The following is a 13,951-nucleotide window of genomic DNA, read 5'->3' on the forward strand; positions in this document are numbered from 1 at the left end:
CACTGGAGCAACCATTTTGTTGCAGAGTATTACGCATTACAAAAATCGTATTTCTTCAGTTCAAGATTTTATTAATGAAAACAAGTACGATTTTGAAGTTCTCATTGATCCAAAGGAAGAAAATGGCAGTAGTCACGAAATTGCCAAGAAATATAATATCTCAGGTATCCCTACTAAAGTAATTATTGGGCCGAGTGGCCGCATAAAATTTAAAGATGTTGGTTACAGCGGCTCTAATGATAAGCTTTTAAACAAAATTGATGGGATGATTCAAATGTTGAAATCAGCGCCATAATAGTTACCATTAATAATAACAAAAAAGGAAAGCAAATTTGCTTTCCTTTTTTGTTATTATATCTGTGAGATTACTCAATTTAATTTTTATTTCTAGGCAACACCTCTTCAGGAAATGGGAACAAGATTGTAGAATTTTTCTCTGCAGCGATATTAGATAACGTTTGATACAAGCGCAATTTTATTGCAGATGGCGACTGGTCTATCTTTTTACCTGCTTGTAACAAGGCATCAGCTGCCTGTTCTTCCGCCTGGGCTAAAATAATACGTGCTCTTCGTGAACGTTCTGCCTCGGCCTGATTGGCCATCATACGCTTCATGTTTTCAGGAAGCTGAATATCCTTAATCTTAACATCAATAATGTCTATACCCCATTCTTTTGTTTCGATTTCGACAATAGATTTTATGTTTTTACCCATTTCTTCGCGCTTGGATAAAATAGTGTCTAATTCTACCTTACCACACACATCACGCAGTGCTGCCTGGGATAATTGTGAGATGGCAAATTGAAATTCCTCAACTTCCAATACCGCCATCTCAGGATCCACAACCTTAAAAAAGACTACACCGTCAATGCTACATGGCACGTTATCCTCGGTCATGACCTCTTGAGACACAATATTTATGGTAATCACCCTCACATCTACAATTTGAATGGTTTCTACAAGCGGTATAATCCATCTAAAACCAGGTTTAAGTGTTCCTACATACTTACCAAATCTAAATTTTAAGGCGCGTTTGTACTCAAAAATAATGCGTATTCCAGCTAATAGAAATAGGATGACAAGTATCGAAATAAAATATAAGGTGCTCATAAGACTATGGATTTGTAAATTATAGTCTTACAAGATGGCACTAAAACGGCATTTAAAAAATGACTTTCATCATAGGTCTAAGTATTAGTTAAGTCTTCTTTTGAATAAGACACTCTTTATCTTTATGTTTATTACGTCATTAAATCCAAATAAAATCGAATGAAAAAACGTATTTACACCGTCCTTATTAGCACCATAATGGTAGTTTTACTCCAATCATGTAATAATGATGATGATACGGTATCCTTACCAGATTTAAATAATGAAATTTCCATAGACGGAACAATTTATTCTATAGCTGGGCCTGGAATTTTGCAGTCATACGGAGAAAATTCGGACGGAAGCTTTGATAGAGATATTGAAATTTTTGCTGAGGATTTATTTGTGGAATTTGACTTAAACACGCCTTCTGTAACAGGTGTGTCTGAAGGTACGTATACCTTTTCAGCAACAAGGGAAGCCGTAACATTTTTCAGCGTAGAAATCGATAATAATTCTGATATATTTTATAGTCCGCAACTGGGAACGGTTGTAGTTAGTGTTAATGGCGACACTACTACGGTTACATTTAATCTAACGGCACAAGATGGAACGGCCATTAGAGGGCAATGGAATGGCACCCTACAATAAAGACATGACGTTTTAAATACTGAGATTGGCTTAAGTAATAAACGTCATAATTCCTTATTTAACTTCAACATAATCCTGCAGATATTTAAAACGGTCTGTAAGCTTGCCGTTTTCCGTGATTTTAGAACGCTGCAAAATACCATTGGCATCACCATTAAAAAAGGCAGGGATAACCTGGGTCAAAAACGTTTCGCCAAAGCCTTCACTAGCATCTTTTGGCAATTCACACGGTAAATTATCTACGGCCATCACCGTTATGGCTCCCTCCTCATCAAAAGCCACTTCTGATTCTGTTTGTGGGTCATATCCATAAAATGGTTGCTCAATAGTTGAGGGCCTAATAGTACTGGCAACAGGTCCATCGATATCACAAGAAATATCAGCGACTAAATTAATATTGAAATCGGGATGCCTTGCATCTTCTCTGGTAAACAGATAGGGTGCCTTATTTCCGTAGAAATGTCCGGCAATAAACATGTCGGTAACTTTTGCATAAGGCATGAAATTACTCTCATAATCAGTTGGATCCTTGTAAAACTCTAAACGGTCCCCGACTTTACCATCTTTACGCTTGGCATATTCCATGACATCTACCCTACAATATACGGGCTCTGTAAATTGAGACGTTAAATAAAGTGCATCACTCACTTCCTTAACTCCGAGGTGGTCTAAAATCTCAGCCGCACCATTGGCCACCTTCCCTGTTCCTGAAAGTAATATTTTTATGTTAGGAAGGGTGATTTTATCAAGTTCTGTCTTTACCGCATATAAATCTGCCAAAGCTTCCACTTTTGGTAATTTAAATAAGCCATCACGCAGTCCTAAGGCCCTAAACCCATTATAAGCTCCAACCAATCCGGCATAACGGCCAAAACCAATTAGTCTATAACCGTTAACGTCGACAATAGTCTCGTGGTCATAGAGGTCAATGTTTTTGTCTAGTATAGCTTTTAATAAATTCCTATTGTAAGGCTGCTTTTTTATAGTATGGGAAAAGAAAAAATATGTTTTATTTGGCACTAGGGCTTCAATCGGAACCTCTTTTACACCAATCATAACGTCAGCACCTGACACATCATCTGACACCGCGAATCCATATTTTTCGTAGGCCTCATCTGGAAAAATTCGAATATCAGATGACTCAACGACAAACTCTGCCTGGGGAAATCTGGTTCTAACTTCAGCTAAGGTTTTTGGTGAAAACACGACACGTCTATCGGGTGGGTTCTTGCGTTCTTTAATTATTGCAAACTTCATAGGGCTTTATCTAAGTACTGACATAACTGCCAATTTGTATAATGGAACAATTTTTGCACGAAAATAATAGGATTTATGAGGTTGCACAACTTTTTTCGTAACTTCGCAATCCTTTTAAATAAAAGGAATTTATCATTTATGGGGTCGACTGGTTTTGACAGCGAGATTAATTAAATGGTAAGCACGTCGTGTAATGGTATTGAGACACGTAAAAGGCTAGACCAAACTTTAAACGGCGAGAATAACTACGCTTTAGCTGCGTAATCTGAATTATAGTAAGATTGTGCTAGTTCCTACTAGGTAGGAAGGCTAAATGTCTCCAGAAAGCCTTGGTTGGTGGCGTTCTATTTTGAGGCATCGTAAAAATTAACCAAGATTGGACAGTGCTTCGATGTCCTTTCGAGATTTAGAAGCTAAGCTGTAAGTAGGCTGTTTTTTGTCAGCTTACAGTCTAAAACCAAGAAAAAACTAAACGTGTAGAAAGCTCTTTGGTTACTTGTTTGGACGAGGGTTCGAATCCCTCCGACTCCACCAACGCCCTACAAAGCTTTAAGATAATTAAAAGCGAGGTAGGGCTTTTTATTTTTTAGGGGACTTATTCAACACTTTTATGACCAACAAAATTTATCAAGTCGACGCTTTTACCAAAAGTCTTTTTGGTGGAAATCCTGCTGCGGTTTGCCCTTTAGACAAATGGCTTAGTGATGATTTATTACAAAACATAGCTCTGGAGAATAACCTTTCTGAAACAGCCTTTTATGTTAAGGATGGAGCTAAATACCACATTAGGTGGTTTACACCTGAGGTTGAAGTAGATCTATGTGGTCATGCAACACTAGCAACAGCGTACGTGCTTTTTAATGAAGAGGACCATATTGGAGACACCATTCAATTATATTCCAAAAGAAGTGGTGAGTTAACCGTTACAAAACATGGTGATTGGTTGACTTTAAATTTTCCCACAGACCAATTAAAGGAAATTGTACTAACTGATGCTTTATGGAGTGGATTTAATATTAGACCTAAGGCTGTATTAAAAGGAAAGACGGATTATCTATTTGTATTTGAAGATGAAAATGAGATAAAAAATCTTAACCCAGACTTTATTGAAATTGGAAAATTAGATTGCAGAGGTATCATAGTAACAGCCAAGGGAAGTGAAGTCGATTTTGTTTCTCGTTTCTTTACTCCTCAATGTGGCATAAATGAAGACCCGGTTACAGGGTCAGCACACACTACACTAACACCCTATTGGGCTAAGGAACTTAACAAACTAGAATTAACTGCGAAACAAATTTCCGCACGTGAAGGCTATTTAAAATGTAAACTCGTTAATACTCGTGTTGAAATTAGCGGACACGCTAGACTCTACATGGTTGGCAAAATTACCTTAAGCTAATCTAGGGTTGTATCACTTTCAGAATATTGTATTTGGTTATAAAAAGATTCATCCAAAATATTAATCTTGATATTCTATTGTTCTTAATCCAGGAATGATCAATATCATTTTAAACCTAAACTCTGTATTGTATTTTTAGGAATAACTTAAATACCAAACAGATGAAAACGGCAGAAAACACCAAAATTATTGACAAGGCTGTTGACTTTCTAAGAAAGGCAGCCGTTGAATTAGAAGAGTTCCAAGTACAAGCATCTTTAGGAAAAGCAGAATTAGAGGATACGTATGAGGATACAAAGAAGAAATTCAACCAATTCATTCACGATTCTAAATTCAAAATGAAACAAGGCAAAGATAAGTATGACGATATGAGGACATTATTTGATGAGCTCATAGTACAACTTAATCTTGGAAAAGCTGAAACTGTTGATGCCTTTAAGGAACAAAAGCGCAAAATACTTGCAAAGCTTCATGATATTGAAGTAAAGGTAAAGACGAATGAAACCTTAAATAATTTTTACAAGCAATTGCTTTTAGATATTGAAATGTTCAAAGTAAAATTAGAAATTCTAGAGAGCAACCTTGAAAAAGGCAAAGACAATTTCAAAGCCAACTACGATAAAGGAAAACAGGAGTTTTTAGAATTCGTTGAAAAATTTAAAAATAAATATGAGAAGAAAAAAGAGGAAACTCCCTGGGAAAATTTCCAAGGGGAGATGACTGAGGCACTACGCCATTTTAAACAAGCCTTTACCAAGTCGTAAGACTGTTGTGGGCAATTTTAATTATGGTCTGTAAAACAATCTAGCATAACTAAACTATTTTACAGACCATGTTTTTTATAACTACCACTTGTAATAATCTTTTTTCCTTATATCCCTTAGCATACCGAGCCCAACGATTACTGCTAAAAAAATACCAACGATACCAACAATTGAAATTTCGTTCCATAGCGGAGGTACATTAGAAATTACGAATAAAGATGACCCAATGATTAATGCCACCATAATAAAAGCTGAGACGAGCTGGGTTGTGAGTCGCTTAAAGGTGTGAATGATTGGGTCTATACCCCTATGGGTAAGGTCTACCTCTACTTTTCCTCTATTGATTTTTCTAATGGCATTTTTAAGGTCTCTAGGGAAATCTTCCATGTAATCAACAAGCTCATAAACAGAGTTAAAGACTTTTTTACCCATTACAACTGGACTATAGTTTTTAGTGATACTTTTTGAAAGGAAAGGTGTAACCATTTCAAATTGATCAAATTCTGGATCTAGTTTTTCAAGAACTCCCTCCAATGTCACTAAAGCCCTAGCAAAGAGATAAAAATAGGTTGGAACTTTTAAACCATGAGCCACTATAATATCCTTCAAGTCAAGCAAGACTTTACTCATTTCACTATCGTGAACATCCCTGACATAATATTTCTCAACAAATTCATTGACGTCAAACTCTAAAGATCTCATGTCTTTTATGATTGTAACATCCGATAATTGCTGAATGGCCTGGATAATATGTTTTACATCCCTATTGGTAAGGGATGAAAAAAGTTTACCAAATATTTTAATATCCCGCGGTAAGATGGTTCCCATCATACCAAAGTCTAAATAACATATATGCCTATTAGGAAGAACTAATAAGTTGCCGGGGTGAGGATCGGCATGGAAAAAGCCATATTCAAATATTTGTTTAAAAAAACTAATACTTAAGCGTCTTGCGATAATTTTGGTATCGATATCCTTTTCTGCAAGTTGTTGCAAACGATCTATCTTAATACCAGAAATAAACTCCATAGCCAGTACTTTTTCCGTAGTATAATCTTGATATACCTTTGGAGATTGAGCGTATTGGTCTGTGCCGGTATCGCTAACAAGGTTGTTATAAAAACGCTGGATATTTATAGATTCATTGATGAAATCCAACTCCTTTAAAATTGAAGTTTCAAAATTCTCAACAAGACCGACTGGATCAAAACTCTTTAAGGACGGAATGCGGTTTTCGAGGATTTCGGCAATGGTATACATAACTTTTATGTCCTCTAATATTTTATCTTTTATTCCTGGTCTTTGAACTTTTAAGGCTACTCTTTTTCCCGAATGTAAAATGACTTTATGCACCTGTGCCATTGATGCCGAAGCGAATGGCTGGGGGTCGAACCAAGCAAACAAATCGTCAATGTCCCTTTTAAGTTCAGAAACGACCACCTCTTTAACTTGCTCTTCCGATATTGGGGGTACATTATCCTGTAGTTTCTCGAATTCCAAAACAAGTTCAAATGGAATTAAATCTGGCCTATTACTCAAAATCTGACCAAATTTGATAAACGTTGGTCCAAGTTCTTCACAAACCAACCTCATTTTTTCCCATTTTGTAAATTTTAAGGCTTCAACTATGGAACTTCGTGGAATGAACCTTCTAAGAAAATCGTACTTCTTTTTTTCCTCAAGATGCTGTACCAAGTCGTCAAATCCGTATTTTACCAGAACCTTCAATATTTCATTATATCTGGAAACAGATTTATACTTGCGTTTTATGCTTTTGACCAAGCCCATCTTATTTTGCTTCTAAATGATTTAATCGCGCCTCCAATAACGCAATTTTGTCTTCAGATTTTTCAAGTTTCAAATGCAATGCCTTTATTTCATCTAAGTGCGCTACATTTATCTTTTTATAAAATTTTGCGATTAGCTCTTCTATTTTTTCTTCCAGTTCTTGCCTAGCTTGGTTTACTTTAAGTATGAGTTTGTCTACAAATTCAATTTCATTCCCATTTTCGTCTAACAAATCCTCATCAGCAAGATGATTAAAATGTTCCTTGCTCTTTTCGGACATTTCATTAATCCTTTCAAACAAATTGTGCTCCTTGGCTAAGACGTATAGACTAGATGATAAAGTCAATAATTCAATAATTGTTTTTGTTTTCATGACGTTAAATGATTAGCGCAATATTTAGTTAAATGTATTATATATTAAAGAGAATAAATATGACTAAGGTCATTTATTAATTGGGCTCTCTCAACTAAATTTAGACTATAAAATCAGAGAGATGAAAACAGATGTAATCGCCAGTATTATGACAAAAAATGTCATTTGCGTGTCTCCAAAACAAAAGTTATTGGACGTAAAGCATATTTATGAAAAAAAGAATTTCCATCATCACATCCCTGTTACTGAAAACGACAAATTGGTTGGCATGATCAGCCTAGCGGACTTTATGTATGGAGTTAATGGAGCTGGCCCTGCCGACGACAACGAAATTTATACTAAAAAAGCTGTTGAGGATATTATGATGCCACATCCAAAATATGTAGGTCCTAATGAGACCATTGACGATATAGCCGAGAAACTCACCAAAGGCAGATATAGGGCTTTACCTGTTGTAGAAGACAACAAAATGATTGGTATAGTAACGACTGCAGATGTCATTAGATACTACCTCAACAAACACAAATAGACAATCATAGCTACCGTAGTCTAGCACACTATTCTACCTGACTAATATCATTTTAAGATCGACTTAACCGAACTATATTTAATATAACTAAATATTGAAATCTATGTTTGGTTCTAGTAGTATTGAGCGACTCTTAATAGAAATAGGTGATATTACCTATTTTGCAAAACGCTTTTTTAAAGAGGTATTCACAAAACCATTTGAATTTAAGGAGTTTTTAAGGCAATGCTATAATATTGGTAACCGTTCTTTGTTTCTTGTGGGTATTACAGCCTTTATTATTGGATTGGTCATCACACTACAAACAAGACCCACATTACAGGAATTTGGTGCTGTATCCTGGATGCCCTCAATGGTGAGCATTTCAATCGTCAGGGAAATAGGACCTGTAATTATTGCATTAACATTTGCCGGACGTATCGCCTCAGGTATTGGAGCTGAGCTAGGATCTATGCGCGTAACAGAACAGATAGATGCCATGGAAGTATCTGGGACCAATCCTTTTAAATACTTGGTAATTACCCGGATATTGGCCGCTACATTGATGTTGCCCATACTAGTGATTTTGGGTGATGCCATTGCCCTATATGGTTCGTATATTATAGAGAACATAAAAGGCGATGTATCCTTTAGATTGTATTTTAATAAAGCCTTAAATGCACTCGCTTTTGGTGATATAGTCCCAGCAACCATTAAGACGTTTTTCTTTGGTTTCGCGATAGGTCTTGTAGGATGCTACAAAGGATTCAATTGTAAAAAGGGAACAGTTGGTGTAGGATTAGCCGCAAACTCAGCGGTGGTATTTGCTTCCATGCTATTATTCATTCTGGATTTTATCGCCGTATTTATTACTGATATATTTTTTGAAATTTAAATCATGATAACAAAAGCACACATCGATGTAAAACAAGATGCTAAAAGCAACAACCAACCTATCATAAAAATAAGAAATTTAAGAAAGGCTTTTGGTGATAATGTGGTTTTAAATGGCTTCAATTTAGAGCTTTATGAAGGTGAAAATTTAGTTATTATGGGCAAATCGGGTAGCGGCAAGTCGGTTATGATTAAATGTTTAATCGGACTTATGCAAGCAGATTCTGGTTATATTGAAATTATGGGAAAGGATTTGTTATCCTTAAACCAAGTAGAATTAGATAAATTAAGAACTGAAATTGGTTTTCTTTTCCAAGGAAGCGCCTTGTATGACTCAATGACCGTAAGGGAAAACTTAGAGTTTCCATTGCGCCGGCATAAGCACAAATTTGGACCTATAGAAGATACAACACCTTTGGTTGAAGAAGCTCTAAAAAATGTTGGATTGTTAGATGCCATTGATTTAATGCCAGCGGAACTTTCTGGAGGTATGAAACGTAGAATAGCCTTAGCCAGAACATTAATTCTAAAACCAAAGATTATTCTATATGATGAACCTACGAGTGGATTGGATCCAATTACTTCTAAGGAAATTATAGAATTGATGCGAAATATTCAAAGAGAATATAGAACATCATCTCTCATTATAACCCATGATGTAGATTGTGCTCGTGTTGTTGCCGAGCGCATGATTTTATTAGTAGATGGTATTAATTACGCCGAGGGTACCTATAATGAATTAGCTTCATCAGAGGATGAAAAAATAAAAGCCTTCTTTAAGCAATAACACTTTGTATCATGAAAAAAACAACCAGTGAAAAACTAAAATTAGGAGCCTTTGTAACCATTGGATTACTCATCTTTGTAGTTGCTATCTATTTTATTGGTCAACGCCAAAACCTATTTGCTAAAACGTTTACCATCAGTTCTAATTTCAACAACGTTAATGGTTTAATTCCTGGTAATAATGTGCGTTATTCAGGTATCAATGTAGGTACCGTAAAGCGTATTGACATGATAAACGACTCTGTCATAAATGTTGAAATGGTCATAGAAGAAAACATGCTAAATCACATTAAGAAAGATGCAATTGCTACTATAGGTACGGATGGTTTGGTGGGCAATATGATAGTTAATATTATTCCGGGCGAAAGGGGTGCTGGACAAATTAAGCAGGGTGATGTCATTAATTCGTACACTAAAATAGGCACCAACGAAATGCTGAATACATTAAACACCACCAATGAAAATGCAGCACTACTCACTTCAAAGTTATTAGATATCGCTAACGAAATAACAGATGGTAAAGGTACCTTGGGTATGCTTATCACAGATACCCTAATGTCCCATAACCTAAAAGAAACGGTTAATTACCTTAGGCTAACCAGTATAGCAGCTAATCGTTCCATAACGGAGTTAAATAGCATAATAAAGTCCATAGACGTTAACGAAAGTGTCGCCGGTGTACTTTTAAATGACAGCATTGAAGGTAAAAAGGTTAAACATATCATATCTAACCTCGATCGATCAAGTCAAGACATCAAAATTGTTCTAGATAATTTAAACGCCACGCTCAATCAACTCAAAGATGGTAATGGTGCCTTTAATTATTTATCTACTGACGAAGAATTAGTGAACCAACTACAAGACATAATGACCAATATAAACGAAGGCACTAGCAAATTCAACGAAAATATGGAAGCCTTGAAACATAATTTCTTAACCCGAGGGTATTTTAGAAAACTAGAACGTGAACAGAGAAAGGCAGAAAAGAAAAGTAATCAATAAAAGTTTAGGCCCACTACACTGCACTAGAGATACCATCTCAACCCAGTCACATATTTTTATTTTCCAATAAAAACTGAATTACTGCAAAGAATATGGATTATTGCTATAATCCTTAGAACAAATGACAGCATTTAACATCCATTAATAACTTCTGCTATTCTTTTGTTAAACCCAATCCTAGACTTTCTAAAACGTTTTATTTCAGTATATTAAAAATATAAGAGTAGAATAGAAATTTTATAGATATGAAATTAATAAAAGAGAAAACTGAAAAAAGACGCGATTATATATTTCAAAAAGATAAAAAAACAATCTTTGGGGCCCGATTTGTATCAGGCGTACTGATAATATTAATCGCGGCTGTAACCGTAACTTACTTTACCCTATAATTAAAAACATTAATAGCAATTCAGCCAAAAAACACATAAAGCCAGCACTCGCTGGCTTTTATCTATACCAGTATTATTAGATAGCCAAGCATCATGTAAAAAGTTTATGAGATGATTAGTAGGTAAAAGATAAGATTATAGATTTTAGTCTGATTTCTCTTAATAGAGTATGGCATTTTAATTCCTCTTATGGTTGCTCTTTCTAAAAGTCACACATAAAAAAAATGAAGAAGAAAAAAGCTCCTATAAATTTTACACCCTTTACCTTTACCCCAATATTTAATTTATGATTTCCTTAGTAAGGATATAGCTGACAATTCGACTATTTTTACATAAAAAAGAAAGAAAAAGAGATTATGCTTAATTGGAAAGATATTATTAGTTTTTCAGTAAATGGAAACCCCGAACCAGACAAGCGCGTTGAAAAAACAGAAGCTGATTGGAAATCGCAACTTACGCCCGAACAATACAGAATAACCAGACAAAAAGGAACCGAACGCCCGCACTCCGGAGCCTTATGTAGTGTTTATGATGAAGGCAAATATAATTGTATTTGCTGTGGTACACCCTTATTCGATTCTAGAATTAAATTTAGTTCGGGAACAGGTTGGCCCAGTTTTACCCAACCCATTAAACCAAATGCCATAAAATACGAACGAGACGACTCCCATGGTATGGTAAGAGTTGAAGTAATGTGTAATACCTGTGATGCTCACTTGGGACATGTTTTCCCGGACGGTCCAGAACCTAGTGGGTTGAGATATTGTATTAATTCTGAATCCATGACCCTAGACAAAGAAGCCACAAATGACAACTAAGAATTTAGAAGTAGCAACCCTTGGTGGTGGCTGTTTTTGGTGTACGGAAGCTGTTTTTCAAGAGGTTAAAGGTGTGGAGCAGGTGGTTTCTGGATATTCTGGAGGCACCGTACCTGGACGCCCTACCTACAGGGAAATTTGTTCCGGTTTGACCGGCCATGCGGAAGTTATTCAAATAACGTTTGATGCAGATATTATAAGTTATAAGGATATTCTAATTATTTTTATGACAACCCACGACCCAACAACATTAAACAGACAAGGTGCTGATCGTGGCACACAATATCGATCTGTGATTTTTTATCATAATGAAAGGCAAAAAGAAATAGCTGAAATGGTCTGTAAAGAATTAGCACCTTACTTTGAGAATCCTATTGTCACTGAAATTTCGGCACTAGACACATTTTTTGAGGCTGAGAAGGAACACCAAGATTTTTATAGAAGCAATCCCAACCAAGGTTATTGTAATTATGTAATTATTCCAAAACTGATGAAGCTGCGAAAACTGCATGCCGATAAGCTTAAAACGGTGGTTTAAATATTGATTGAATTGTGGCCGACATGAATCCAGCATTAAAGGAATATTTGAATTAATAGAGTTATTAGCTGGAAAGAAGTAAATTAGCTCTACGATAACTATTGTATGATTAGACTTTACCTTATTGGCTTGGCCATTTTAATCATCGCGATTGTTGCAAACGCCATGGTGATTAAATTAGGCATCAAATCTTGGTATGATTTTATAGAAATGCTTACCCAGCAAGGCATGACTGCCTTTAAAAATCTTTCAATTATTGATTATATATGGCTTTTTATAGGATATCCAATGGTACTAGGTTTTGGCTATTGGTTAGGAGACAAAATACATAATGTTATGTTCTTATAAAGACGGTCTTCTTGTTGACAAATTCCATAATACCTTCTTTAGATAGTTCTCTGCCGTATCCAGATGATTTGGTACCTCCAAACGGTAATCGCGGGTCAGATTTCACCATCTCATTTACAAAAAAAGCACCATCCGGGACACTACCGATTCTATGTCTTGCCTCTTTAATATCCTCTGTGAAGACCATACAACCCAAACCGAATTTTGACATTTGTGCTAAGCTATAAGCTTTTTGTTTATTTTTAGCTTTTATTACTGCTGCCACTGGACCAAATACTTCTTGATCAAAAAGTGGCATACCCGGTGCAACACCTCCCACCAATGTAGGTTCATAATATGCTTTGTCTCTTTTATTACCAAGAAGAATTTCGGCACCACCCTTTAAAGACGATAATACTTGATTTTCAACCTGATCTGCTAAGTCTATTCTTGCCATTGGACCTATTTTGGTTGACTCATTTAGAGGATTACCTGACGGATAGTCCTTTAAAATACTCATAAAGCGCTTTACAAATTCATCATGAATGGATTCTTCAACAATAAAGCGTTTTGCTGCAATACAACTTTGACCTGCATTTTGCATTCGAGCCCAAGCCATAGTCTCTATAAAGCGGTCTAGATTGGCATCTTTAAGAATAATACAAGCATTGTTACCTCCAAGTTCTAAAACAGACTTTTTAAGGTACTTTCCTGCCAATTGCGCGATTGTTTTCCCAGCTTTTTCGCTACCAGTTAAACTCACAGCCTTAATAGCATCGTTGGCAATTACCTGTTCAATTTGCTCATGTGATACTAAAAGAGTTTGAAAACAGCCTTCGGGAAACCCAGCATCATTTAATAATTTTTCTATCTCCAATCCGCACTGTGTTGTATTTGCAGCGTGTTTTAAGAGCACAGTATTACCCGCCATAAGTGTTGGGGCAGCAAAGCGCAGAACTTGCCAAAACGGATAATTCCAAGGCATTATGGCGAGTATCACACCTAAGGGGTCGTAACTAATAAAACTTTCGTTGGCGTCAGTTTCTATTAATTGATCGGCTAAAAAATCTGAAGCGTTTTTTGCATAAAAATCACAGACCCATGCACATTTTTCAATCTCCGCAATACCCTGTGCTATGGGTTTACCCATTTCTTCTGCCATAAGTTTAGCATATTCCTTTTTTCGATCTAGGAGTAATTCCGCAAGTTGTCTAAGGTGCTCAGTACGACTTTCCAAAGAGGTTTGCCTCCAATTTTGAAAGCCAACATCAGCCTTCTCTATTTTTTCTATTAACTCGTTATCTGATAAAACATCATAAGTCTTAAGTGGTTCTTGCGTATATGGATTAATCGTTTTTATAGTTTGCAT

Annotated in this window: 16 protein-coding genes and 1 other RNA gene; 12 read left to right on the forward strand and 5 right to left on the reverse strand. The window is 35.9% G+C overall.

All coding sequences use genetic code 11. The features are described from left to right. Nucleotides 1–19: 19 nt before the first annotated feature. Nucleotides 20–295 carry a TlpA family protein disulfide reductase gene (locus CA834_RS06165; RefSeq protein WP_133085460.1) on the forward strand — a complete coding sequence of 92 codons (276 nt, stop codon included), beginning with the start codon at nucleotides 20–22 and terminating at the stop codon, nucleotides 293–295. A 79-nt stretch (nucleotides 296–374) separates the two neighbouring features. On the opposite strand, the gene CA834_RS06170 is transcribed toward CA834_RS06165, so the two are convergent. Further along, on the reverse strand, nucleotides 375–1,109 hold the full coding sequence (locus CA834_RS06170; protein WP_094967818.1) for a slipin family protein: 735 nt from the start codon (nucleotides 1,107–1,109) through the stop codon (nucleotides 375–377). A gap of 159 nt (nucleotides 1,110–1,268) precedes the next feature. Between CA834_RS06170 and CA834_RS06175 the strand changes: the two genes are divergently transcribed. Further along, complete coding sequence (locus CA834_RS06175; protein ID WP_094967819.1) at nucleotides 1,269–1,739, forward strand: hypothetical protein; 471 nt, start codon at nucleotides 1,269–1,271, stop codon at nucleotides 1,737–1,739. A gap of 54 nt (nucleotides 1,740–1,793) precedes the next feature. Here the strand turns inward: CA834_RS06175 and CA834_RS06180 are convergent, their stop codons facing one another. Continuing rightward, nucleotides 1,794–2,996 carry an NAD(P)-dependent oxidoreductase gene (locus CA834_RS06180; protein WP_094967820.1) on the reverse strand — a complete coding sequence of 401 codons (1,203 nt, stop codon included), beginning with the start codon at nucleotides 2,994–2,996 and terminating at the stop codon, nucleotides 1,794–1,796. A 140-nt stretch (nucleotides 2,997–3,136) separates the two neighbouring features. On the opposite strand from CA834_RS06180, the gene ssrA reads away from it, so the two are divergent. From ssrA to CA834_RS06195, 3 genes are all read left to right on the forward strand, one after another. Next, nucleotides 3,137–3,530, forward strand: a transfer-messenger RNA (tmRNA) gene (gene ssrA / locus CA834_RS06185). A gap of 76 nt (nucleotides 3,531–3,606) precedes the next feature. Continuing rightward, entirely contained in the window at nucleotides 3,607–4,395 is a 789-nt protein-coding gene (locus CA834_RS06190; RefSeq protein ID WP_094967821.1) for a PhzF family phenazine biosynthesis protein, read from the forward strand. A gap of 161 nt (nucleotides 4,396–4,556) precedes the next feature. Beyond that, nucleotides 4,557–5,159, forward strand: coding sequence for a hypothetical protein (locus tag CA834_RS06195; RefSeq protein WP_094967822.1), 603 nt, complete (start codon nucleotides 4,557–4,559; stop codon nucleotides 5,157–5,159). A gap of 81 nt (nucleotides 5,160–5,240) precedes the next feature. On the opposite strand, the gene CA834_RS06200 is transcribed toward CA834_RS06195, so the two are convergent. Then, nucleotides 5,241–6,947 (reverse strand): ABC1 kinase family protein, encoded by a 1,707-nt coding sequence (locus tag CA834_RS06200; RefSeq protein WP_094967823.1) that lies wholly within the window; start codon nucleotides 6,945–6,947, stop codon nucleotides 5,241–5,243. A 1-nt stretch (nucleotide 6,948) separates the two neighbouring features. Next, entirely contained in the window at nucleotides 6,949–7,320 is a 372-nt protein-coding gene (locus CA834_RS06205; protein ID WP_094967824.1) for a hypothetical protein, read from the reverse strand. 121 nt (nucleotides 7,321–7,441) lie between these two features. Between CA834_RS06205 and CA834_RS06210 the strand changes: the two genes are divergently transcribed. The 7 genes from CA834_RS06210 (at nucleotide 7,442) to CA834_RS06240 (ending at nucleotide 12,603) form a co-directional block, all read left to right on the forward strand. Beyond that, nucleotides 7,442–7,849 carry a CBS domain-containing protein gene (locus CA834_RS06210; protein ID WP_094967825.1) on the forward strand — a complete coding sequence of 136 codons (408 nt, stop codon included), beginning with the start codon at nucleotides 7,442–7,444 and terminating at the stop codon, nucleotides 7,847–7,849. A 103-nt stretch (nucleotides 7,850–7,952) separates the two neighbouring features. Then, nucleotides 7,953–8,723 (forward strand): MlaE family ABC transporter permease, encoded by a 771-nt coding sequence (locus CA834_RS06215; RefSeq protein WP_094967826.1) that lies wholly within the window; start codon nucleotides 7,953–7,955, stop codon nucleotides 8,721–8,723. Between the two features lie 3 nt (nucleotides 8,724–8,726). Continuing rightward, nucleotides 8,727–9,509, forward strand: a complete 783-nt coding sequence (locus CA834_RS06220) for an ABC transporter ATP-binding protein (protein WP_094967827.1) — start codon at nucleotides 8,727–8,729, stop codon at nucleotides 9,507–9,509. A gap of 11 nt (nucleotides 9,510–9,520) precedes the next feature. Further along, on the forward strand, nucleotides 9,521–10,510 hold the full coding sequence (locus CA834_RS06225) for an MlaD family protein (protein ID WP_094967828.1): 990 nt from the start codon (nucleotides 9,521–9,523) through the stop codon (nucleotides 10,508–10,510). Between the two features lie 745 nt (nucleotides 10,511–11,255). Beyond that, nucleotides 11,256–11,717: a peptide-methionine (R)-S-oxide reductase MsrB gene (gene msrB / locus CA834_RS06230; RefSeq protein ID WP_094967829.1), complete on the forward strand. Its 462-nt coding sequence runs from the start codon at nucleotides 11,256–11,258 to the stop codon at nucleotides 11,715–11,717. Next, a complete protein-coding gene (gene msrA / locus CA834_RS06235; protein ID WP_094967830.1) occupies nucleotides 11,707–12,255 on the forward strand; it encodes a peptide-methionine (S)-S-oxide reductase MsrA in 549 nt (182 codons plus the stop codon). The genes msrB and msrA overlap by 11 nt, the downstream gene beginning before the upstream one ends. Before the next feature lie 105 nt (nucleotides 12,256–12,360). Then, a complete protein-coding gene (locus CA834_RS06240; RefSeq protein ID WP_094967831.1) occupies nucleotides 12,361–12,603 on the forward strand; it encodes a DUF7672 family protein in 243 nt (80 codons plus the stop codon). Here the strand turns inward: CA834_RS06240 and CA834_RS06245 are convergent. Continuing rightward, on the reverse strand, nucleotides 12,590–13,951 hold the full coding sequence (locus tag CA834_RS06245; RefSeq protein WP_094967832.1) for an NAD-dependent succinate-semialdehyde dehydrogenase: 1,362 nt from the start codon (nucleotides 13,949–13,951) through the stop codon (nucleotides 12,590–12,592). The two genes, CA834_RS06240 and CA834_RS06245, sit on opposite strands and share 14 nt — an antisense overlap.

The organism is Winogradskyella aurantia, assembly GCF_002266855.1.
GTDB lineage: Bacteria > Bacteroidota > Bacteroidia > Flavobacteriales > Flavobacteriaceae > Winogradskyella > Winogradskyella aurantia.